Source organism: Paraburkholderia acidiphila (assembly GCF_009789655.1).
Taxonomy (GTDB): Bacteria; Pseudomonadota; Gammaproteobacteria; order Burkholderiales; family Burkholderiaceae; genus Paraburkholderia; species Paraburkholderia acidiphila.
On record NZ_CP046911.1, the window covers coordinates 789,041 to 810,058 of the forward strand.

A 21,018-nucleotide genomic window follows, 5' to 3' on the forward strand; every position below is an offset into this window, starting at 1 on the left:
GCAGTTGAACCCGTAGCCGGGCGTGGCTTTGACAAGCCCCGCGCCCGGCGATCACGTCACCGCCGAAGCGGTAGACGACCTTCCGGCATCCTACAAAAGGCCTGCTGCCAGCATGCTGTCAGCAGCGAAACTCCGTCATGCGGCGAGCAGATCGACTCTTCCAGATCATCCAGATTCTGCGACGCGCGAAGCGTCCGGTAACCGCGCGCGTACTGTCCGAAGAACTCGAGGTCTCCATGCGGACCGTTTATCGCGACATCGCCGATCTGATGGGGCAACGCGTTCCTGTTTCAGGTGAGGCAGGCATTGGCTACGTGCTCGATCGTGATTACGACATGCCGCCCCTCATGCTGACGCCAGATGAGCTGGAAGCGGCGGTGCTCGGCGCGCAATGGGTCGCGCAACGAAGCGATCCGGCGCTGGCCAGAGCGGCGCGCGACCTGATCGCAAAGATAGCGGCGGCACTGCCGGATCCGTTGAGGTTGTTCATTGCAGAGCCCACAGTCAGCACGCCGCCGCCGCAATCGCTGTGCGTCGATACGCTGAGCATCGCGCAGGTTCGCGAGTGGATTCGCGCGGGTCGCAAGCTTCGAATCCGCTATCGCGACGAACTCGGTCGCGTGAGCGAACGCACCATATGGCCGCTGCTCATCGGTTACGCGGATGCAGTCCGGCTACTGGCTGCATGGTGCGAATTGCGTCAGGCGTTTCGTCACTTCAGGACAGACCGGATTGTCGAGGCCGCCTTTCTCGAGGAAGAGCATGAGGGGCGCAGAAGCGTGCTGATGGCACGGTGGAAAGCACATATGAAGGAATCGCGCGGCGTCGATCTTTCGGAATAGTTCGCCCCGGTCCATGGCGGTCGCCGCCTGTATGCCTTCGTGGATCTTGGCATCAAGCCTCTCGCCGACTAAGGCGCTATCCAGGCCCCGCGCCATTTCCCTTCTTCAAACACGAGACTGGCCCGTATATGCCCCGAGGGATTTAGATCGAGGTAGTCGATGCTCGATACGCTCACTTCAATCAGGCAGAAGTTCTCGAAGCCGGCGGATGGGTCGACATTCTCGTCGTGCTTCGTTGCATGCGCTTCAGCCGGAGAAACAACCGGCGTCGCGGGCGCAATCGGCGTGCGGTAGACGATCAACGTTCGCGGTCTGCTCGCGTTCCAGACCGCTCTCGTTTCCGACGGCGCCTCGACGATTCTCGCAGCGCCATGCAATCGTATTTGAACGCCGCCGTCGAGATCGCAGCCGACCAGCGAGATGCGCGGGTCGCGCCTCAATTCGGCCACCTTCGTAGAGCGCACGTCGGTATGAAACATGACTGAACGCTGCTCGCGAGAGGCGCGCCGCAGCACCACCGTGCGCACGGCGGGCGCACCGTCCAGGGCGATCGTCGCGGCCTGCAGCATCGTAAAGGGCGAGCGCTCCTTGCCGGCGTTCGCGCCGGCGTGCAGGTGCGCCCAGACCGCGTCGACGATCTGATCCATTGTCGCGTTACAGTCCACGCACGATACCGCCATCAACACGGATATTTTGCCCCGTGATGTACCCTGCGGCATCCGACAAGAGAAACGCGACCGTTTGCGCGATTTCCTGTGTCTTGCCGAAGCGGCCAACCGGAATACGAGCGACGATCTCGGGCGTTTCGGGCCAGCTGTCGATAAATCCAGGCAAAACGGAATTGATTCGAATATTGTCCCTGGCGTAGCGATCGGCGTAGAGACGCGTGAACGAACTCAACGCGGCGCGCAGCGCGGAGGAAACCGGCATGGCCTGTTCTGGCGCATCGGCGGCAAAGCTCGAGATATTCACCACCGCGCCGCCGCCCTGTGCGAGAAACGCCGGCGTCACGCGGCGCAGCACGCGAGCGACATTGAGCACGATGAGATCGAGCCCGAGATGCCATTGTTCATCGGCGATAGCAAGCAGATCGCCCTTCGGCGGATGCCCCGTGTTGTTCACCACAGCATCGATGCGGCCGTACTTTTCGAGCGTTTCGCGAACGAACCGGTCGATACAGTCGGGCTCGGTTACCGAACCCGTAAAGCCGAACCCACCCAGCTCTCGCGCCAGTTCGGCCGCGCTGCCGGAGGGCGACATCAAGGCCAGACGGTAGCCGCTGGCTGCCAGTTCGCGCGCGATTGCCGCGCCCATGCCCTTGCCGGCTGCCGTGACGAGTGCTACTTTTTCTACTGCCATGTTGCTCTCTCCTTGAATGGATTCAGCGCCGCTGAGCCGCGCCGCATGGGACTTCGTGTAGAAACTGTATGGCGTTATGATGGGATTGTCGAATGATGTTTCTTATAGTCTGACAATAAAATTACTACTGGCTCGCGATTGAACGGCTGTTGGCGAATTGCCGGCTCATCCATGGCCAATATATCCGTTGAAGCACTCATTGAAACCACGCCAACTGCCGCCGCTGAATGCGCTCCGTGCGTTCGACGCCTCCGCCCGGCACCTCAATTTCCGGCTCGCGGCCGAGGAACTCGGCGTGACGCAAGGCGCTGTTGCGCAACAGGTACGGGTGTTGGAGGAAGCCCTGAATTTGCCCCTTTTCGCAAGGGGGCCGCGCGGTCTCGCCCTCACGGCTGAGGGGCAAACTTACTTCGCTGCCGTTCAACGGGCGCTCACGATCGTCGCCGACGCGACCGAGGCGCTGAACCGGCGTTCGACGTCCCTCACGATCAGCACGACGCCGTCATTCGCTTCGAAATGGCTGATACCGAGGCTGGCCGAGTTTGGCGAGATGCACCCGGAAATCGATGTGCGGATTATTGCAGACGCGGCGCTGTGCAACTTCAAGTCCGATGGCGTGGATATCGCGGTTCGACTCGGCAAGCCGCCGTTCGCGAAAGGTCTCGTCAGCGACCTGCTATTTCCGCTGCAGGTGTTCGCCGTAGCCAGCCCGCAACTGCTCAAGCCCGGCTACCCCGTGCGCACAATCGCGGACCTGGAAAATTATGTGCTGCTGCACGATTCTCATGATCTGTGGCCGGAGTTTTTCAACGCGCTGGGCCGCACAAGCGACATCGGCACGCTGAAAGGGCCGCAGTTCAGCCAGTCGTCGCTGGCCATCGACGCCGCCATCGCGGGGCAGGGCATCGCGCTCACGAGCGAGCATCTCGTTGAGCGCGATATCGCAGCCGGAAGGTTGCAACGCCTGTTCGACTTTTCGTTGCCACTGTCGCTGGGCTATTACGTTGTCCTCCCCCAGGCCAGCGTCCGGTGGGAAACGAGCCAGAAGCTTCGCACCTGGCTGCTTGCCCAATTCAATTGCGCTTCGAAAGCGGCACCGTTATCGCGTTGAAGCGGGCGTTCGCAGCCAGCAAATTCTGCGCCAACATTCGCATTGCAACGCAGCGCGCGAGCGTGCAACGCCTCGTCGTGGGGCAGGTCGTGCGCACGCGTTCATCGTTCGATCACCTTGCCGGTGCATAATGACCGAACCGCCGATGCAGTCGATGACTATCCGCCAAGGAGTTCGTCATGCTAGCGAGGAACGAAGAATTCGTCGCCCATCTGCTCTCCGACGTCATGGAATTTGCGCGGGCGCGTTTGCCCGAGCCTACGTTCCAGATCGTCGAACCCTTCCTGCGCCACTACTACGATTTCGCCGACGCTGAAGATCTGCGCAGCCGCAGCATTGCCGACCTCTACGGCGCGGCCATGGCCCATTGGCGAACCGCTCAGCGCTTCGTGCCGGGCAGCGAGCGCATGCAGGTCTACAACCCGATCCTCGAACAGCACGGTTGGCACTCGGACCACACGGTCATCGAAATCGTGAACGACGACATGCCGTTTCTCGTCGATTCGGTTTCCATGGCCGTCAACCGGCTGGGACTCGCGCTGCATTCCGCGCTGCACCCCGTATTCCGCATCTGGCGCGACAAGGACGGCGCGATCGCGCGCGTCGACGAGGGCAGCGCCAACGCAGGCGAGGGGCAGTCGCAACTCGCCTCGTTCATCCATTTCGAAGTCGATCGCTGCGGCGACGCAGCAAAGCTCGACGAATTGCGCCGCGAGATTACCAAAGTGCTTGGCGATGTGCGGGCATCCGTAGAAGACTGGCCGAATCTCCTCGAAGCGGCGCGCACGACGATCAAGACGATGAAAGCGCGCGAAACGAGCGCCGAGGACATCGAAGCGCGCGCATTTCTCGAATGGATGGTGGCCGACCATTTCACCTTCCTCGGCCAACGCGATTACGCGCTGGTTGCGCACGACGGCGGTTACGCCCTGCGCGGCGTGGAAGGTTCGGGTCTCGGCATTCTGCGCGAATCGCTGCGCGCGCCGGATGCGCCTGACATCACGCCGTTGCCTCCCGCGGCGCAAGACATCATCAGCGGCGCATGGCCCATTTTCCTGACGAAAGCAAACTCGCGCGCGACCGTGCACCGGCCCGGCTATCTCGACTATGTGGGCGTGAAGCTCGTCGGCGCGGACGGCAAGGTGTGCGGCGAGCGCCGCTTCGTGGGCCTCTACACCTCGACCGCGTATATGGTGTCCACCGCCGAAATCCCGATCGTGCGGCGCAAATGCGCAAACATCGTCCGGCGCGCGGGTTTTCTGCCTAAAGGCCACCTCGGCAAATCGCTGGTGACGGTGCTCGAAACCTATCCGCGCGACGAGCTGCTGCAGGCGAGTGAAGACGAACTTTTCGACATCGCGCTTGGCGTGCTGCGCTTGCAGGAACACCAGCGCACGCGGCTATTCGTGCGGCGCGACCGGTTCAATCGCTTCGTTTCGTGCCTCGTGTATGTCTCGCGCGACAAGTACAACACCGATTTGCGGCGGCGCATTGCGAACCTGCTCGTGGATGCGTTCAATGGCGTTTCCGTGGAGTTCACGCCGCTGCTTTCGGAGTCGGCCATCGCGCGGATTCACTTCGTCGTGCACGCCGAGCCCGGCACGATGCCTGAAGTCGACACGAACGAACTGGAAGCGCGGCTCGTGCAGGTCACGCGCCGCTGGCAGGACGATCTGGCCGACGCGCTGCTCGACGCCTTCGGCGAAGAGCAGGGCACACGTCTGCTGCATCGGTACGCCGATTCGTTTCCGCCCGGCTATCGCGACGACTACCCCGCGCGCACGGCGGTACGCGACATCGAACTGATCGAGCGCGTGCAGGGAACGCAGCGCATCGCCATGAATCTGTATCGCCCCATCGAGGCGGGGCCGCGTACGTTCCGTTTCAAGGTCTATTGTGCGGGCGACGCCATTGCGCTCTCGCGCAGCCTGCCGATGCTCGAACATCTCGGCGTGCGCGTGGATGAAGAGCGCCCCTATGTGATCGAGGCGCCGTCCTGTGAGCCTGCGTGGGTCCACGATTTCGGTCTCGAACTCGCGGACGATGCCGAATTCGATATCGAGCGCGTGAAGAGCCTGTTCGAAGACGCGTTCGAAAGCGTCTGGACCGCGCGCATCGAAAACGACGATTTCAACCGGCTCGTGCTGCGCGCCTACCTGAGCGTGCGCGAAGTCACGATCCTGCGCGCCTATGCGAAGTATCTGCGCCAGGTGGGCTCGACCTTCAGCGATGCCTATATCGAGCGCGCGCTGACCGGCAATCCCGCGATCGCAAGGCAGTTCGTCGAATTGTTCGTACTCCGGTTCGATCCGCGTGATTCAGAGGCGCGTGAGGAACGCACGGCGCTCATGCTCAAGGCCATCGAAAGCGCGCTGGACCAGGTGCCCAATCTCGACGAAGACCGCATCCTGCGCCAATTCCTCGGCGTGATCAACGCCACGGTGCGCACGAACTATTTCCGGCGCGAAGCCAATGGCGCCGAGCGGCCCTCGCTCTCGTTCAAATTCGATCCGTCGAAGGTGCCCGGCCTGCCCGAGCCCAAACCCATGTTCGAGATCTGGGTCTATTCGCCGCGCGTGGAGGGCGTGCACTTGCGCGGCGGACGCGTTGCGCGTGGCGGCCTGCGCTGGTCGGATCGACGCGAGGACTTCCGCACCGAAGTGCTCGGCCTCATGAAAGCCCAGATGGTGAAGAACGTCGTGATCGTGCCCGTGGGGTCGAAGGGCGGCTTCGTCGTGAAGAACCCGCCGCCGGCGAGCGAGCGCGAAGCATGGATGCGCGAAGGCGTCGCGTGCTATCAGACCTTCCTGCGCGGCCTGCTCGACCTCACCGACAATCTCGTGAACAACACGATTGTGCCGCCGCCCGACGTCGTGCGCCACGACCCCGACGACCCGTACCTCGTCGTGGCCGCCGACAAGGGCACGGCTACGTTCTCCGACTACGCGAACGCGATCTCCGCCGAATACGGCTTCTGGCTCGACGACGCATTCGCCTCGGGCGGCTCGGTGGGCTACGACCACAAGAAGATGGCGATCACGGCGCGCGGCGCGTGGGAGTCGGTCAAGCGGCATTTCCGCGAAATGGGCGTGGATACGCAAGCCACCGATTTCACCGTGGTTGGCATCGGCGACATGTCGGGCGACGTGTTCGGCAACGGCATGCTGCTTTCGCCGCATATCAAGCTCGTCGCGGCATTCGACCACCGGCACATTTTCCTCGACCCCAACCCCGATCCGGCCGTGAGCCTCGCCGAGCGAACGCGGCTTTTCGCGCTCGAACGCTCGAGCTGGGCCGACTACGATCCCGCTACGATTTCAGCGGGCGGCGGCGTGTTCGCGCGCACCATGAAGACAATCCCGCTCTCGGCCGCGGTACGAACGGCGCTCGGCATCGAGGCGGCGGCGCTCTCGCCAACCGAGTTGATCCGCGCGATCCTGCTGGCGAACGTCGATCTGCTTTACAACGGCGGCATTGGCACTTATGTGAAAGCCGCGCGCGAGACCAACCTGCAGGTCGGCGACCGCGCCAACGACGCCGTGCGCGTGAACGGCTCGGAGTTGCGTTGCAAGGTCGTGGGCGAGGGCGGCAATCTTGGCGTCACGCAACTCGGCCGCATCGAATTCGCCCAGCACGGCGGCCACATCAACACGGATGCAATCGACAACTCGGCAGGCGTGGATTGTTCGGATCACGAAGTGAACATCAAGATTCTGCTCGGACTCGTGGTGGCCGACGGCGAGATGACGACGAAGCAGCGCAACACGTTGCTCGCGGAAATGACCGATGAAGTCGGCCTGCTGGTGCTGAGCGACAACTACTACCAGACGCAGGCGCTTTCAATCGCGGGCCGCTACGCCGTGGAACTGCTCGATGCCGAGTCGCGCCTGATGCGCTGGCTCGAACGGGCAGGACGTCTGAATCGCCATATCGAGTTCCTGCCGAGCGACGACGAAATCGCCGAACGCCAGGCCGCCAGGCTCGGGCTCACGTCGCCTGAGCGGGCCGTGTTGCTCGCGTACAGCAAGATGTGGCTCTACGATGCGTTGCTCGACTCCTCCGTGCCGGAGGACCCGCTCGTGGCCGACCTGCTGATCGATTATTTCCCGCAGCCGCTGCAGCAGCGCTTTAGCGAGCCGATGCATCGACACCCGCTGCGGCGTGAAATCCTGGCGACGCATCTGACGAACGCGCTGGTGAACCGCGTGGGCTGCGAATTCGTCCACCGCTTGATGGAGGAAACCGACGCGCAGCCCGGCGAAATCGTGCGCGCGTGCATCATGGCGCTGGACGTCTTCGGCCTCAACGCCATCTGGCGCGCCATCGACGCGCTCGACAACCGCGTGGCCGACGACGTGCAGGCGCGCATGTTCGTCGCCATCGCGCGGCTGCTCGAACGCGCGGCGCTATGGTTCTCGCGCCATCTACAGGTGGCCGCGGTTAGCAGCGACGGTGTGAGCACGCTGCTGGCGCGTTGCCGCGACGCCGTGCAGCGCCTCGCGCCGCAATTGCCGACGCTGTTGCCCGAGGCGGATCTCGAAGCGCTCTTGGCACGCCAGAGTGAGCTTGTGCAGGCGGGCGTCGAAAACGCGCTCGCGCTGCGCGTGGCAAGCGGCGATATTTCAGTAGCACTGCTAGACATTGCCGATGTGGCCGCCGCGTGCGACCAGCCGCTCGAGCGCGTTGCGGCGGCGTATTTTGCCTTGGGCACGCGGCTCAATTACGGCTGGATCAGCGAGCGAGCGGCGACGTTGCCCACGCCGACACATTGGGACACCATGGCGCGCGCGGCGGCGCTCGCCGAAGTGGCGCACCTCAAGCGCGCGCTCACCACGAGCGTGCTTGCGCAAGGCGACGATTCCGCGGATCCGCAAGCGCTCGTGGACGCATGGTGCGCACAGCACGAGGCAGCGCTCGAGCGCTATGCGCAGCTGCTGACGGAACTGCGTGCTTCCACCGGCGTGAGTCTCTCCGTGCTGCTCGTCATCGTCAGGGCGATGGCGGCGCTCGAACGGGCCTGAGGACCCGAAAGGCGGCGTGCCGGGCGGCCGCTCAGGCGGCGGCCGCTTCGGTCAGCGCATGTGTGCTCGCCACGGCCGCCGCATGCTCGCGAATCAAGCGATAGACCGTTTCGCCGGGCACGGTCTCCGACGCGAGCAACTGATCGGCTATCGCGCGCAGCACCGGCTCGTTCGCACGCAGCAACGCGAAACACGCGTCGTTGAGTTCGTGCAGCAGCCCGTTCGCGTGCTCGATCGCGGTCTTCAACTGCAAGCCCGCGACTTGCTGTGGCAGCGCCGCGAGGCTGAACAGATTGCCATCCGCGTTGAAACCGTGCTTCGACACCATGTCGAGGCTGATGCGGGAAGCCTCCTGCAGATCCTGCGCCGCGCCGCTCGATGCCTCGTTGAACATAAGAAGTTCCGCGTTGCGGCCGCCCAGGAGCACCTGGATCTCGTTGCGCATTTCCGTTTCGCGATACAGATACTTGTCCTGCATTTTCGTGATCAGCGCGACGCCCAACGCGCCGCCGCGCGGCAAAATCGTCACTTCTTCGAGCACGCCGGTGCCGAGGAGGGCGGCGACGAGGCCGTGTCCCGCTTCATGGATCGCAATGCGCGTGCGCTCGTCGTCCGAAAGCGCGCGCTCGGCGCCGTTCACGTCGCCAATGCGCGCAATCTTGATGGCCTCGAGAAAATCCACCGCGGCGACCTCCCGCTTGCCCGCCTTGCGCGCGACGAGACCCGCCTGATTCACGATCATCGAGAGCGTGGCCGGAGAAAGGCCGGTAGTCAGCCGCGCGAGCTGGTCGAAATCGATGTCGTCGGCTTTTGTCTTCAGATTGGCGGCGTAGAAGCGCAGAATCTCGGTGCGATCTTCCAGGTCGGGCAGGCGCACCTGCACCGTACGGTCGAAGCGGCCGGGGCGGCGCAGCGCTTCGTCGAGATTGTCCGGGTGATTGGTCGCGGCGACGACGATCACGCCTTCGTTCGATTCGAACCCATCCATCTCCGCGAGCAGCTGGTTGATGATGCGGTTGCTTTCCGCCTCGACAGGGCCGCCGCCGGTATCGGTGCGCTTGCCAAGGCCGTCCGCCTCGTCGATGAAGATGACCGTGGGCGCGTTCTTGCGCGCGAGTTCGAACAGGCGCTTGACCTTCTGAATGCCCACGCCGTAATACTTCGCGCTGAAATAGCTGCCCGTGATGGCGATGAAGTTCGCACCGCATTCGCCCGCAAGCGCCTGCGCGAGGCGCGTCTTGCCAACGCCCGGGCCACCCGTCATGAGCACGCCGCATGGCGCGCGCACGCCCATGCCGGTGAACTGCGCCGGCTCGGTCAGCCACGCGCGCACGTCGGCGAGCGCGGCTTTGGCTTCGCCCGCGCCAATCACATCGTCGAAGCGCAACGTGGGGGACTCGCCGAGCAATTGCGCGCCGCCGCCCATTTCGCGGCGCATGAACCAGAACAGACCGCCTAGCATCAGCACGGGAAGCAGCAGACTGAGCGCGTCGCGCAGGTGGTCCAACGCTTCGGTCCAGCGCGCGGCGCCGACGCGCACGTCGGCGTGCGGCAGCCAGACGAGCTGCCAGGGCGGCGTGGCGCCCGGCTTCAGATCGCCGAGCAGCAGGGCGTTTGCAAACGCGCCGTTATGGTCGGCCACATAATACTTATCGCCTTTGAGCGTCGAAACGAGAATGGCTTCGCGGCTCACACCGATGGCGGCGACATCGCGGTCGTTGATATCGCGCAGCAATTCCGAGGCATCTTTCTCGCGCTTCGTCCAGGGCGACGCATCGTGCCGCATTTCGCTGGCGACGCCGCCAGGCGTCGCAGGCTGGGACTGCACAGCATTCGCGTCATGCCGCCAGTAGAAGAAGGCAGCCGTTGCCGCGACCGCGGCGGCGCAAACACCTAACGCGATGTATCGGCCAAAGCGTGACCACCGCGAGTTCCTTGCCGGTTTCATGAATCTATTCCTGTCTCGCGCCGCGACGGCGACGCCAGAAAACCTATCGTGGGACGGGAGGCGCAAGAACGTCTCGCCTTGCGTAGTCCTTAGATATTCAGGAATACGAAAACGACCCTTTTTATCGCGCTGCTCCTCTGGAATTATGCCTGCGTTGTGCGGCGCGCGAAAAAAGGGATTGGTGGATAAATACCTTTTAATCCGGCGATTTAGCGGGGTCGCGCGGATTTTTAGGGGCGCGATCGGCGCGTTTTCGAGGGGGATTCGACCCACTTGGCCATCGAGTGCCGCGCCACTCCATCTCGACTATCCGACGGCCATCAAGGTCGTGGGTTCGAAATCTATCCAGCGATTGAAAGCCGTTTCGTCGATAGAACGCGAGTGCCGATCCAGTGTGACACCAGAGGCGAATGACGGCAGCAGGCGAATCCGCTCTTGCCCATGTGACGACCTGTTGCGCCAGCAAGCTCCCAAATCCTTTTCGACGGTGAGCCGGATCGACCCAAAGGCCCCCGACGCTATATTCGTCATGGTCCTTTTTCACGCCGAAAACAAAAGCGGCAACGATTTCCGCATGCTCGACGATAAACATTCGGGACCCCTGGGGCGTCGTGACTCTGCTGGCGCAGGTATTCCAGTACAGGTCGTCGCGAGCGCTGGCTTCATCCACCGTCTCCCAGTACGACTCAGGGTCGCAAGCAAGCGCTCTTAAACGAAGCGTTTTTAACAGACGCCATTCGTCCGGCTGCAGGCATCGGATCATGACCTTGGGGGTGGTCACGGCAAGACCTCGCCTTTCCCGCGCTCTGCGTGCGCCAACGCCAGCGCCAGCCGCGCCCCGACCTCGGCATTGTGTTTCACGAGCGCGATGTTTGTCGCGAGGCTTCGGCCACCGGTCAGCGCCTTGATGCGCGCGAGAAGAAAGGGGGTCACCGCTTTGCCGGTTATGCCTTGCGCCGTGGCCTCGTTGAGCGCCTGCTGAATCAGCGCGTCGACTTCTTCAGAAGGCATCGCCGCCGCTTCCGGCACCGGCGTGCTTAACACGACGCCGCCCTTGAGGCCGAGGTCCCACTTGGTGCGGATGAAGCGCGCCTGCCCGGCTGCGTCGTCCAGCCTGAAGTCCGCGCGATAGCCGCTGTCGCGCGTGTAGAAGGCAGCGAAATTGTCCTGCTCGCAACTGAGCACCGGCACGCCGTGCGTTTCCAGATATTCCAGTGTGAGCCCGATGTCCAGGATGGACTTCGCGCCGGCGCAAACCACCGCCACGGAGGTCGTCGCCAATTCCTGCAGGTCGGCGGAGATATCGAAGGTCTGCTGGGCGCCCCGGTGTACGCCGCCAATGCCTCCGGTGACGAAGACTTCGATGCCGGCCAGCGCGGCACAGATCATCGTGCCAGCCACGGTTGTCGCGCCAAGCCCGCCGCCCGCCAGCACGGCTGGCAGGTCGCGCCGGCTAACCTTGTGCACGTGGTCCGAGCGCCCGAGCAGTTCCAGCTCGTCGTCGGACAGGCCGATGCGGATTCGCCTTCCGATCAGCGCAATCGTAGCCGGTTCGGCTCCCGCCGCGCGGATCAGGGACTCCACCTCGCGCGCAGTGCGAATGTTCTCCGGATACGGCATGCCGTGAGCGATGATGCTCGACTCTAGCGCGACAAGCGGGCGGCCGGCGGCTTTTGCAGCGGTTACAGCGGTGCTGAATGCCAACCAGGCGTGTGCGAGGTCTGCAACCATGTGCTTGAGTCTTCGGGTATCGTGGACTTGAGTATGAAGCATAGGACGGCTCGACGGCGGATCGCTTTCCTGCTTGCGCCTTCACAACGATGAAATCCCGCTCTATCCCGCCTCAGGGCGAACACTTCTACATCCTCGATGCGAAGAACCGGCCCGTCGAGGTGTTCGATCGCAGCGAGTGGTCGCGCTGGCTGGCCGGGAACGAATTGGTTTTTCGCCGCACGCTGCTGGAAGAGTCCGGCGTGACCGTCACGACGCGCTTTCGCGGGGTGGCCGCGGCGAGGACCGGTGAACCCGCGCTCTTCGTGACGCGCATCGCCGGCATGAAAGCGCGCGAGGAAAACGAAAGCTTTGGCGCCAGCACGCTCGCTGAGGCGCTCGAGCGGCACGAGCGCATCGTGCAGAAAATCCTTCGAAAGCTGAGCGGGCGGTGATCGGCGCAGGACGACCCGTGGTATGTCCGTTTCCATTGCCTAAAATGAAGTGTCGCGGGGGCCGGGTGCAGCAGCGCCCTGTTTCACGCGGCTGACCCGCAGCGTTTGCTTATCAAGGCGAACCGTGGTGGCGACTTATGTAGTGTTCACACCATTCACCGCTCAGGGCATCCCCGCCATCGAGAACAGCCCGCAACGGGCTGGCCAGGTCATGTCAATGACAGGGGAGTTGGAGTGCGCGATTGGCGCGGCGAACGTCCGCACGTGAGCGCGGCGAGCCTTCAACAAGAGCGAGCCCGGCGCGACCATCGGCTTGCCTTGATCCGTGGCCCAGCGAGCGCGTAGCCCATGTCACGCCACGGTGCGGCACGGGCGACGCTTCGTGTGTTTATCTATTGAGGAGGTCAAATGAACACCAAGGACAAAGGCGACGTGCGCGCATTCGTGCAGACGGCCGAACAGATCGGCGGCTGGGTGTGGGTGATCTCGCTCGTCGACTTCGATGCACGCGAGGTGCGCCGCTCGCTCGTAGCCGAAGAACCCTACGCGACGCAGCGTGCGGCTCAAGACGCGGGCAACGCCCGTCTCGAAGCGCTGACACACGATCAGTAGTTGCGCGGGGGCGCTGACGTTCGAGGTATCCGTCGACGCCGGCAGATATCGCGTTTCGCGTCCTGACCGCCCGCAGCTGCGCGAACACAAGATCCAGATCGTCGATCTCAAGTTCACCGATCTGCCTGGTCTTTGACAGCACTTTTCGATCACGCTGCCGGAGGTGCATGAAGACCGCTTTCAAAATGGCATCGGCTTCGACGGGTTCGCGCGATCCGCGCCACATCGCGAGAAAGGCCGCAACGTACCTGCGGCGGACCACTTTCCCCGGTGACTACACGGGCTTTGCGAACGCTCCCCATCCTTCGCGGGCAAATCGATGGCATCGGCGCGCAAATGCCGGTCCTCTATGGGAGACGACCATGAAAAAGGAGAGAAAGACTGCCAGACAAATGCTGTCCGGGAACCCTCGGGAGGTGATTTCGGTCGGCCCCGCCGACGCGGTGCTCATGGCGCTGCGTCTGATGGCCGACCAGGATGTCACGACCGTGCTGGTGTTGCACGGGCGCGATCTCGTCGGCATCCTGTCTCAGCGCGATTACGCCCGCAAGGTCGAACTGGCCGGCCGCAGCGCCGCCGGGACGAAGGTTGGCGAGATCATGACCACGGAGGTGTATTACGTCACGCCCCAGCACACCTGTGAGCAATGCCTGACGTTGATGCATGCCCGGCGGATCCGGCATCTGCCGGTTATCGATGCAGGACAGGTGATCGGCGTCCTTTCCAGCGGCGACGTTCTTGAGGAACTGATCCAGGAGGACGAGCGCTTCATCAGCATGCTCGAGCACGACATGCTCTACCTGACTATCGACACTGGCGGCGCCTACTGAGCGCGCGCGCAAGGCGCCGCTCATAGCCGATTCAAACCGTTTTCAGAATGCGCGGCCGCAAGTCGCTACCCGACGCGGCCGCGCTTGCAGGCGCATCTTCCTTCGCAGAGCGTAATGACAGATACCGCAAACAGCACACCCGCAGAAACGATGCGAAGTTGGTCGGCGGCTCGCCGCGCAGCGCAATCAGTTCGTCGTACAGTTTCACCGCAAACTGGCTCGTCGTCATGTTTTCGCGCGCGGCGATTTCCTGCAATACATCCCAGAACAGATTTTCGAGCCTCACGGTTGTGATCACGCCGTGAATGCGCAATGATCGCGTGCGCGATTCGTAAAGGATCGGGTCTGCGTTGACGTAGATTCTGCACATGCTCGATCTCCTTCAGTCTTGATTGGGAGAAGTCTTTCCCTGCGAACATACGCGCAAGTTCCCCGGCCGGAAAACGCAGCCCTCCCGTGCTGCGCTCGTCCGCCAGGGCTGCTTGTGCTGTTTGTCATCAGATCGCGTGGCGTTTCATCTGTCCGGCAATGTAATCGGACTGGCGGATCGCGAGCGTGACGATCGTGAGCGTCGGGTTTTCGGCGGCGCCCGTGGTGAACTGGCTGCCATCGGAAACGAACAGATTGGCCACGTCATGCGTCTGTCCATGCGCGTTGCACACGCCATCCTCTGGCCTTGCGCTCATCCGGCAGGTGCCGAGATTGTGCGTGGAAGGATAGGGCGGCACGCGGTAGACCGTCTTCGCGCCTACCGCTTCATACACGGCGGAGCCCTGCTTGAACGCATGCTCGCGCATGGCTTCGTCGTTCGGGTGATCGTCGAAATGGACGTTCGGGACGGGCTGGCCATACTGGTCCTTGACGCTGTCGTTGAGCGTCACGCGATTGTCGGCGCGCGGCATGTCCTCGCCGACGATCCACATGCCGGCCGTGTAGGCGTACTGATCCATGGCTTGCGCAAACGACGGTCCCCAGGCGCCCGGATTCAGGAAGGCGGCATAGAACGGCAGTCCGAGCGAGATGGTTTCCAGGTGGTAACCGCCGACAAAACCGCGTTTCGGATCGTTTTTCGCCTCGTCCTCGATGATGCCGGCCATCGTCGTGCCCTTGTACATTTCCACCTTCTGGTCGAACGTTGCATACACGGAGCCCGTTGTGTGCCGCATATAGTTGCGCCCGACCTGCCCGGAAGTGTTGGCGAGGCCATCGGCAAACTTTCCGGAATGCGAGTTCAGCAACAGACGCGGCGTCTCGATCGAATTGCCCGCGACTGCCACGACTCGCGCTTTCTGGCGTTGCAGCTTGCCCTGCGCGTCGTAATAGACGACACCGGTGGCTTTGCCTCGCGTGTCGTGCTCGATGCGCACCACATGGGCTTGCGTGCGCAGTTCAAGATGGCCCGTGGCCTGGCCGCGCGGCAGTTCCGTATAGAGCGTCGACCATTTCGCGCCGGTGCGGCAGCCCTGAAAGCAGAAGCCACGCTGGAAGCAGTGACTGCGATCGTCGCGCACCACGCTGTTGATCGCCATGTGGCCCGTGTTGCATTGCGTGTAGCCGACTTTCGTCGCGCCAGCCGCCATGACCTTGAAGTTGTTGTTGCCCGGCAGGCCCGGCAGCCCGTTGGTGCGGGTGACGCCAAGCTTCTTCTCGGCGCGGTCGTAGTACGGGTCGAGTTCCTCGCGCGTGAGCGGCCAGTCGAGCAGCGTCGCGCCTTGAATGTCGCCATAGGTCGTGCGCGCCTTGAATTCGTGCGGCTGGATTCGAAGGCTCGCACCGGCCCAGTGCGTTGACGTGCCGCCCACCGTCTTGCAAATCCACGCGGGCAGATTCGGGAAGTCCTTGGCGACGCGCCACGTGCCCGAGGTCGTGCGATTGTCCAGCCACGAGAGCAACTGGAACGAGCCCCATTCGTCGGTGACGTAGTCGGCCTGGGTATGCATGGCGCCCGCTTCGAGCACGACGACGTCGATGCCTTTCTGGGCGAGTTCGTTCGCGAGCGTGCCGCCGCCCGCACCCGAGCCTATGACGACGACCACGTTGCTGTCGTTGAGCGGGAAGCGCTTCTGGTTCAGATCCATGTTCGGTCTCCTGTGCTCAACTGTCTTTGGGAAGCGGGCCGCTTTCGTCGGCCGGGGGATTGGGCAGCCACGACAAGTTGTTGAAACCCTTGTACAGGTAGCCGCCGTCGCCCTCGGCAGCCCCATAGCCGAAGTGCTGGTAAGCCAGCGTGTTGCTGTACAGCGAGACGATTGCCGTGCTGCGCACAGTCGTGAAGAATGGCGTGCCGGCCAGCGCGGCGACGTCGCGCGCCTGTGCCGCGTTATCGCGCTTCGCCCAGTCCGAGCCGCCGGCGGTCGCGTCGAGCTGCTTCACGCCGTCGGCCAGTTGCTTGCGAACGGCGGGGTCCTTTTGCGCCTTCGCATCGAGGTCCTTGACGACGAGTGCATAGACCGCGTTGTCCAGCGTGGGATGCGGATAGAGCTGGCGCGTGAACGCGAGCAGGACGTCGCCCTGGTGCGTGTCGAGGCCCTGGAGTTCGAGTGCCCACACCCGGCTGGGCGCGAACATCGCGAGCGTGGAGGACAGCGCCAGCGTACCCGTCAGGACTCCTGTGCCTTTGAGCAGCTCTCGTCGTGTGAGCTTGATGCGCATGGCGCTCTCCACCGCGTGAGCGTCCGGTTCGTGCTCTATCGGTATGATCGTGGGGCTCATTGTTGTCTCCTGTATTGGTCTCATGCCATGCATCAAACAAACAAACGCGGCCCTGCGCACGGTCGCTACTGATAGTGGCCATGCCTTTCCAGAACTTCGATCTTGTAGCCGTCCGGGTCCTGGATAAAGAAGTAACGGGCGATCAGCGAGCCGTCGTCCGCGTGGAATTCGCGCAGGTCGTTCGGCGCGAGGCCCATGTCGAGCAGGCGCTGTCGATCGGCCTTTGCGTCGTCGACGACGAAGGCTACGTGGCCGTACCCGTCGCCATGCGAATACGGATCGGCACGGCCCTTGTTCCAGGTGAGTTCGATTTCCGTGTCGGCCTCGTCGTTGCGCAAATAGGCCAGCGTGAAATCGGGGAAGTCGAGCCGGTGCGAGACCCTGAAGTCGAACACCTTGTCGTAGAAGTCGAGCGAGCGCGACAGGTCCTGCACGCGAATCATCGTGTGAACGAGCTTGGGCATGCGTTGTCTCCTCGGTCTGCGGCAGTGGCCACGCGCCTGGCTTGCGTTGTGCGCGGTAAGGTCAGCGCAGTGAGGTCAGTTTAGGCGCGCGAACGGCGTAAAGGTAATGGCCGGCTAAATCCGGGTCGGGACTTACCCTCGAATGCCAGCGGGTTCGGCTGCGTCGTGCGAAAACGTTCTGCGCGATGCGTCTCATTTTCGGACACCCTGTCGATCCTCACGTCGCTTGAGCGTCCGATTTTGCGACAGTTGGCCTGCGGATCCGCAGGTTCGCCGCCGCAGGCGACACCTCTTCCTTTACGCCGGCGCGTCGGCTGCGGACGGCTTCGTTGCCCTCTCCTCCTTTTGGCATGGACATTGCGTAATCGAGATCCGACGCGCGCCATCAATCCAGTCCCAATCGCTCGTGCGTTGTCCGGCCATTCATGAACGGAGGAGACAAAAAGTGAAAGCTGCCGTGCTGCATCAGTACGACGAGTCGCTGACTCGCGAAGAATTCGTGCGCTACGAAGAGGTGGACGATCCAAAGATCGTGCGACCCACCGACGTGGTGGTGAGGATTGGCGGCGCGGGCGTGTGCCGCACCGATCTGCACGTCGTGTAAGGCATCTGGCGCAGCAAGGTCGACGTGGCGTTGCCCTACATCATGGGCCATGAAAATGCCGGCTGGGTCGAAGAGGTGGGGCGCGGCGTGGAGAGCGTGAAGGTCGGCGACCCGGTGATCTGCCATCCGCTCGTAACGAGCGGACATTGCCTCGCTTGCCGGCGCGGCGACGATATGCATGCCACGGACAGCCGGTTTCCCGGCATCAACGCCAATGGCGGCTATGCGCAATATCTGCTGACGGGCGAGCGCTCGCTGATCCAGCTGCCGAAATCGCTCGCACCGAAGGACGTTGCGCCCTACACGGACGCTGGCTTGACCGCATACCGCGCCGCAAAAAAAGCATCGCGCCATTTGCTGCCCGGCCAGTTTGCCGTCGTGATCGGCGCCGGAGGCCTCGGGCATATAGGTATTCAGGTTTTAAAGGCACTCTGCGCGGCTGAAATCATTGTGGTCGATCGCTCCGATGTTGCGCTGCAGCTGGCGAAGGAATGCGGCGCGCATCACACGGTCAAGGGGAACGGCGAAGAAGTCGAGCGTGTGCTCGAACTCACCGGTGGCAATGGCGCGGAAGCCGTCATCGATTTTGTTGGCGAAGGCGACGCGATCGCCAAAGGCCTCGCCATGACGCGCAACGGCGGCTTCTACTACATCGTCGGTTATGGCGGAAAAATCGAATTGCCGACCATCGACATGATCACCAGCGAGAAAACCATTGTCGGCAACCTGGTCGGCACGTATCCCGAACTCGTGGAACTGATGGCGCTCGCCGACCGAGGCCTCGTCCATCTGTCCACACGGGAGTATCGCCTGAGCGAGGCGAACCAGGCGCTCAAGGATCTGCATCACGGGAAGGTCAAAGGACGGGCGGTGTTGATTCCGTAATGGCTTCGGCGGGATGACTTCAGCGTGGAGATTGCCGTGACCATGGAGCGCGACGCAGCCTCGCTTTTCGAGCGCATGCATTTGATCATTGCGCTAACCGAAGTGAATTCCCGCCATTTGCGCGGGGAAAGCCGGCGCGCGGGCGCGGAGATCGAACTGGCCTGCGCACTCGCCGGCGAAGAGCGCGACGGCGCTTCGCCAGAGAGGGCGGCGCATATCGAGCAATTGCGCGGGCGTTTTCGCGAGGCCGAAAACGCGTTGCGGGCGATCGAGTCCGACCGGGAGCGGCTTGAAAGCGATCTGGCCCGCCTCGACAGTCGAATGACGTCCGGCGCACAAGGGGGCTGGCAATGAACCGCATCCCGGTAACCGTGCTCACCGGTTTTCTCGGTGCCGGCAAAACCACCTTGCTCAATCGCATTCTGCGCGAGCAGCACGGCAGGCGTTATGCCGTGGTCGTCAACGAGTTCGGGGCCATTGGCATTGACGGGGCCCTCGTCGTCGGCGCCGAGGACGAAGTCATCGAACTGAATAACGGCTGCGTCTGCTGCAAGGTGCGCGGCGATCTGATTCGCGTCGTATCGTCGCTCGTCAAGCGCAAGGATGGCTTCGACGGGATTCTGATTGAGACTTCCGGGTTGGCCGACCCCGCGCCGGTGGTGCAAACCTTCTTCATCGACGATGAGATCCGGCAGCGCACGCGGCTTGACAGCGTGATCTGCGTGGCCGACGGGGCGCATCTGGCGGCGAGCCTCGCGGACAGCCGCGAGGCCGCGGAGCAACTCGCGCAGGCCGATATCGTACTGGTCAACAAGATCGACCTTGTCGATGCGGCCACCCTTGCTTCGGTTCGAGACGCCGTGCGGCGCATCAATCCGACTGCCGAGTGGTTGACTAGCGTCCGCTGCGAAATACCGCTTGCCGCGTTGCTCGATCGCGGAGCGTTCGATCTCAAGCGCTTGCAGTTGGTCGCGCCGCCGGGTGAAAGCAGCGCTGCGCCGCGCGGCGAATGGACTTACCGCGCCGTACCGCTTCGCGCCGGCGCGGCTGTCAGGCAAGGTCGCCATAGTCACGGCATCGATAGCGTATCGCTGCGTGTCGAGCGGCCGCTCGAGCGAACGCGCTTCCTCTCCTGGCTGCAGCAACTAGTGGCCGAGCAAGGCCAGGACCTGATGCGTGCAAAAGGTATTGTCGATCTTGCAGGATCGGAGCGCCGCTTTGTGTTTCAGGGCGTGCACATGACGATGGATACCGCCTTCGACCGGCAGTGGCGAGACGGCGAACCACGCGATAGCCGCCTGGTATTCATCGGCCGTCATCTCGACCGGCGCGAATTGCGCGAAAGCATTCGACACTGCGAGGTCGATGCATGAACGCGCCACATTTTCTGATCGATCTGCTTGGGGCGCGCTGGCAAAGCGACGCCCCTGTCGTCGATGTCGTGTGGGACACGTCGGGGCAATGCGCGGGATTCGCGCTGGGCGACGGTACGCTGGCGATCGCCACGGGCGTCTGGCACGGCGGTCCTCGACTCAAGCCACGCGAGAGCGGCGGCGTCGAGTTCGTGCAGGCGCAAGTGCCGCCCGCGCCGCTCGCACGCTTCAGCGTGCACGAGGGCACGTGCCTCGCCCTTGCCGCCGACCCAGGAGGGGGATTCCTCAGCGGTGGCGACGACGGTCGTCTCGTTCATCTGCGACTCGATGGCACGAGCGAATTGATCGCGCATGAGACCGGGGTGTGGATCGACCGGGTGGCCGCCAGTCCGGCCGGTGGCCGAGCGTATGCAAGCGGCCGCAGGGTTCATTGGCTGGGACCGAAACCCGCGTGTCTGACGCTGCCGGGATCGGCGACCTTCATGGCTTTCGACCCGCCAGGCAAGCGTTTGGCCATTTCGCATCGCGACGGCGTCACGCTATGGGCAGCTGACACGTTGCGCGAGCGTCAGCTCGAGTGGCCGGGCTATCACCGCAACATGGTCTGGAGTCCAGATGGCCGCTATCTCGTGAGCGGCATGGAGGAAAACGCGCTGCATGGCTGGCGGCTGCCAGACGGTGCGGACATCGAAATGGGCGGCTACCCCGGGCAGCCGCGTTCGTTATCGTTTTCCGCCGATGGGTGCTTTCTTGCCACGAGCGGCGGCATGCGCGCGGTGTGCTGGCGTTTCGATCCACCCAGAGCCAATGACGAGCCGCACGAATGCGGTATCACGGGCAAGACGCCGGTAAGCATCGCAGCCTGCCATCCCGTCGATCCGCTTATCGCAGTCGCTTATCACAGCGGCGAGGTGTTGCTGTGCCGGCCAGGCAGCAGCGACATCTTGCTCATCAAGGGTGCTGGCAACAGCGCGGTTAGTGCGATGGTCTGGGCGCCAGACGGTCGGCGCCTTGCGCTGGGAACCGAGGCGGGCGAGCTGGCGCTGGTGTTTCTGCCAGAAGAGTTGTTTCGCTTCGAACGAAGCAGGTAAG

At 63.2% G+C, this 21,018-nt stretch carries 18 protein-coding genes and 2 pseudogenes; 11 read left to right on the forward strand and 9 right to left on the reverse strand.

What is annotated here, in order from left to right:
- The first annotated feature begins 137 nt into the window (after positions 1 to 137).
- Positions 138 to 842 carry a helix-turn-helix transcriptional regulator gene (locus FAZ97_RS27785; protein ID WP_158761870.1) on the forward strand — a complete coding sequence of 235 codons (705 nt, stop codon included), beginning with the start codon at positions 138 to 140 and terminating at the stop codon, positions 840 to 842.
- A 68-nt stretch (positions 843 to 910) separates the two neighbouring features.
- Here FAZ97_RS27785 and FAZ97_RS27790 read toward each other — a convergent pair whose 3' ends face one another.
- On the reverse strand, positions 911 to 1,489 hold the full coding sequence (locus FAZ97_RS27790) for a pyridoxamine 5'-phosphate oxidase family protein (protein ID WP_233271852.1): 579 nt from the start codon (positions 1,487 to 1,489) through the stop codon (positions 911 to 913).
- Positions 1,490 to 1,496: 7 nt separating this feature from the next.
- Positions 1,497 to 2,201: an SDR family oxidoreductase gene (locus FAZ97_RS27795; protein WP_158761871.1), complete on the reverse strand. Its 705-nt coding sequence runs from the start codon at positions 2,199 to 2,201 to the stop codon at positions 1,497 to 1,499.
- A 187-nt stretch (positions 2,202 to 2,388) separates the two neighbouring features.
- On the opposite strand from FAZ97_RS27795, the gene gcvA reads away from it, so the two are divergent.
- On the forward strand, positions 2,389 to 3,312 hold the full coding sequence (gene gcvA / locus FAZ97_RS27800; RefSeq protein ID WP_158761873.1) for a transcriptional regulator GcvA: 924 nt from the start codon (positions 2,389 to 2,391) through the stop codon (positions 3,310 to 3,312).
- A gap of 179 nt (positions 3,313 to 3,491) precedes the next feature.
- A complete protein-coding gene (locus tag FAZ97_RS27805; RefSeq protein ID WP_158761875.1) occupies positions 3,492 to 8,333 on the forward strand; it encodes an NAD-glutamate dehydrogenase in 4,842 nt (1,613 codons plus the stop codon).
- A 31-nt stretch (positions 8,334 to 8,364) separates the two neighbouring features.
- On the opposite strand, the gene FAZ97_RS27810 is transcribed toward FAZ97_RS27805, so the two are convergent.
- The 3 genes from FAZ97_RS27810 to FAZ97_RS27820 all read right to left on the reverse strand — a co-directional run bounded on the left by FAZ97_RS27810 (position 8,365) and on the right by FAZ97_RS27820 (position 12,012).
- Positions 8,365 to 10,281: an AAA family ATPase gene (locus tag FAZ97_RS27810; RefSeq protein WP_158762446.1), complete on the reverse strand. Its 1,917-nt coding sequence runs from the start codon at positions 10,279 to 10,281 to the stop codon at positions 8,365 to 8,367.
- A gap of 196 nt (positions 10,282 to 10,477) precedes the next feature.
- Positions 10,478 to 11,062 carry a GNAT family N-acetyltransferase gene (locus FAZ97_RS27815; RefSeq protein WP_158761876.1) on the reverse strand — a complete coding sequence of 195 codons (585 nt, stop codon included), beginning with the start codon at positions 11,060 to 11,062 and terminating at the stop codon, positions 10,478 to 10,480.
- Positions 11,059 to 12,012: a pseudouridine-5'-phosphate glycosidase gene (locus FAZ97_RS27820; RefSeq protein ID WP_158762447.1), complete on the reverse strand. Its 954-nt coding sequence runs from the start codon at positions 12,010 to 12,012 to the stop codon at positions 11,059 to 11,061. The genes FAZ97_RS27815 and FAZ97_RS27820 overlap by 4 nt, the downstream gene beginning before the upstream one ends.
- 89 nt (positions 12,013 to 12,101) lie before the next feature.
- Between FAZ97_RS27820 and FAZ97_RS27825 the strand changes: the two genes are divergently transcribed.
- The 4 genes and pseudogenes from FAZ97_RS27825 to FAZ97_RS27840 all read left to right on the forward strand — a co-directional run bounded on the left by FAZ97_RS27825 (position 12,102) and on the right by FAZ97_RS27840 (position 13,888).
- Positions 12,102 to 12,446, forward strand: coding sequence for a hypothetical protein (locus tag FAZ97_RS27825; protein WP_158761877.1), 345 nt, complete (start codon positions 12,102 to 12,104; stop codon positions 12,444 to 12,446).
- A gap of 408 nt (positions 12,447 to 12,854) precedes the next feature.
- A complete protein-coding gene (locus tag FAZ97_RS27830; RefSeq protein ID WP_158761879.1) occupies positions 12,855 to 13,058 on the forward strand; it encodes a hypothetical protein in 204 nt (67 codons plus the stop codon).
- Positions 13,051 to 13,263, forward strand: a pseudogene (locus FAZ97_RS35880) (glutamine synthetase); the annotation flags it as partial. The gene FAZ97_RS27830 and the pseudogene FAZ97_RS35880, both read left to right, overlap by 8 nt.
- A 259-nt stretch (positions 13,264 to 13,522) precedes the next feature.
- Positions 13,523 to 13,888 carry a CBS domain-containing protein gene (locus FAZ97_RS27840; protein ID WP_233271926.1) on the forward strand — a complete coding sequence of 122 codons (366 nt, stop codon included), beginning with the start codon at positions 13,523 to 13,525 and terminating at the stop codon, positions 13,886 to 13,888.
- A gap of 31 nt (positions 13,889 to 13,919) precedes the next feature.
- Here FAZ97_RS27840 and FAZ97_RS27845 read toward each other — a convergent pair whose 3' ends face one another.
- From FAZ97_RS27845 to FAZ97_RS27860, 4 genes are all read right to left on the reverse strand, one after another.
- Positions 13,920 to 14,258, reverse strand: coding sequence for a ribbon-helix-helix domain-containing protein (locus FAZ97_RS27845; RefSeq protein WP_158761881.1), 339 nt, complete (start codon positions 14,256 to 14,258; stop codon positions 13,920 to 13,922).
- A gap of 127 nt (positions 14,259 to 14,385) precedes the next feature.
- Entirely contained in the window at positions 14,386 to 15,966 is a 1,581-nt protein-coding gene (locus FAZ97_RS27850) for a GMC family oxidoreductase (protein ID WP_158761882.1), read from the reverse strand.
- A 16-nt stretch (positions 15,967 to 15,982) separates the two neighbouring features.
- Complete coding sequence (locus tag FAZ97_RS27855) at positions 15,983 to 16,600, reverse strand: twin-arginine translocation signal domain-containing protein (protein ID WP_158761884.1); 618 nt, start codon at positions 16,598 to 16,600, stop codon at positions 15,983 to 15,985.
- 65 nt (positions 16,601 to 16,665) lie between these two features.
- A complete protein-coding gene (locus FAZ97_RS27860; protein WP_158761886.1) occupies positions 16,666 to 17,064 on the reverse strand; it encodes a VOC family protein in 399 nt (132 codons plus the stop codon).
- 445 nt (positions 17,065 to 17,509) lie between these two features.
- On the opposite strand from FAZ97_RS27860, the pseudogene FAZ97_RS27865 reads away from it, so the two are divergent.
- The 4 genes and pseudogenes from FAZ97_RS27865 (at position 17,510) to FAZ97_RS27880 (ending at position 21,017) form a co-directional block, all read left to right on the forward strand.
- Positions 17,510 to 18,553, forward strand: a pseudogene (locus tag FAZ97_RS27865) (NAD(P)-dependent alcohol dehydrogenase).
- A gap of 24 nt (positions 18,554 to 18,577) precedes the next feature.
- Complete coding sequence (locus tag FAZ97_RS27870) at positions 18,578 to 18,907, forward strand: hypothetical protein (RefSeq protein WP_233271855.1); 330 nt, start codon at positions 18,578 to 18,580, stop codon at positions 18,905 to 18,907.
- Positions 18,904 to 19,926 carry a CobW family GTP-binding protein gene (locus FAZ97_RS27875; RefSeq protein WP_158761888.1) on the forward strand — a complete coding sequence of 341 codons (1,023 nt, stop codon included), beginning with the start codon at positions 18,904 to 18,906 and terminating at the stop codon, positions 19,924 to 19,926. Before FAZ97_RS27870 ends, FAZ97_RS27875 begins: the two co-directional genes overlap by 4 nt.
- Positions 19,923 to 21,017, forward strand: a complete 1,095-nt coding sequence (locus FAZ97_RS27880) for a WD40 repeat domain-containing protein (RefSeq protein WP_158761890.1) — start codon at positions 19,923 to 19,925, stop codon at positions 21,015 to 21,017. Before FAZ97_RS27875 ends, FAZ97_RS27880 begins: the two co-directional genes overlap by 4 nt.
- Position 21,018 lies beyond the last annotated feature (1 nt).

What these genes read in the sequence shown, in the direction of transcription:
- FAZ97_RS27830 (WP_158761879.1), top strand. Translation starts at nt 12,855, where the DNA reads ATGAACACCAAGGACAAAGGCGACGTGCGCGCATTCGTGCAGACGGCC.
- FAZ97_RS27850 (WP_158761882.1), bottom strand. Translation starts at nt 15,966, where the DNA reads ATGGATCTGAACCAGAAGCGCTTCCCGCTCAACGACAGCAACGTGGTC.
- FAZ97_RS27875 (WP_158761888.1), top strand. Translation starts at nt 18,904, where the DNA reads ATGAACCGCATCCCGGTAACCGTGCTCACCGGTTTTCTCGGTGCCGGC.
- FAZ97_RS27785 (WP_158761870.1), top strand. Translation starts at nt 138, where the DNA reads ATGCGGCGAGCAGATCGACTCTTCCAGATCATCCAGATTCTGCGACGC.
- FAZ97_RS27880 (WP_158761890.1), top strand. Translation starts at nt 19,923, where the DNA reads ATGAACGCGCCACATTTTCTGATCGATCTGCTTGGGGCGCGCTGGCAA.
- FAZ97_RS27820 (WP_158762447.1), bottom strand. Translation starts at nt 12,012, where the DNA reads ATGGTTGCAGACCTCGCACACGCCTGGTTGGCATTCAGCACCGCTGTA.
- FAZ97_RS27795 (WP_158761871.1), bottom strand. Translation starts at nt 2,201, where the DNA reads ATGGCAGTAGAAAAAGTAGCACTCGTCACGGCAGCCGGCAAGGGCATG.
- FAZ97_RS27860 (WP_158761886.1), bottom strand. Translation starts at nt 17,064, where the DNA reads ATGCCCAAGCTCGTTCACACGATGATTCGCGTGCAGGACCTGTCGCGC.
- FAZ97_RS27790 (WP_233271852.1), bottom strand. Translation starts at nt 1,489, where the DNA reads ATGGATCAGATCGTCGACGCGGTCTGGGCGCACCTGCACGCCGGCGCG.
- FAZ97_RS27810 (WP_158762446.1), bottom strand. Translation starts at nt 10,281, where the DNA reads ATGAAACCGGCAAGGAACTCGCGGTGGTCACGCTTTGGCCGATACATC.
- FAZ97_RS27825 (WP_158761877.1), top strand. Translation starts at nt 12,102, where the DNA reads ATGAAATCCCGCTCTATCCCGCCTCAGGGCGAACACTTCTACATCCTC.
- FAZ97_RS27805 (WP_158761875.1), top strand. Translation starts at nt 3,492, where the DNA reads ATGCTAGCGAGGAACGAAGAATTCGTCGCCCATCTGCTCTCCGACGTC.
- FAZ97_RS27855 (WP_158761884.1), bottom strand. Translation starts at nt 16,600, where the DNA reads ATGAGCCCCACGATCATACCGATAGAGCACGAACCGGACGCTCACGCG.
- FAZ97_RS27845 (WP_158761881.1), bottom strand. Translation starts at nt 14,258, where the DNA reads ATGTGCAGAATCTACGTCAACGCAGACCCGATCCTTTACGAATCGCGC.
- FAZ97_RS27840 (WP_233271926.1), top strand. Translation starts at nt 13,523, where the DNA reads ATGGCCGACCAGGATGTCACGACCGTGCTGGTGTTGCACGGGCGCGAT.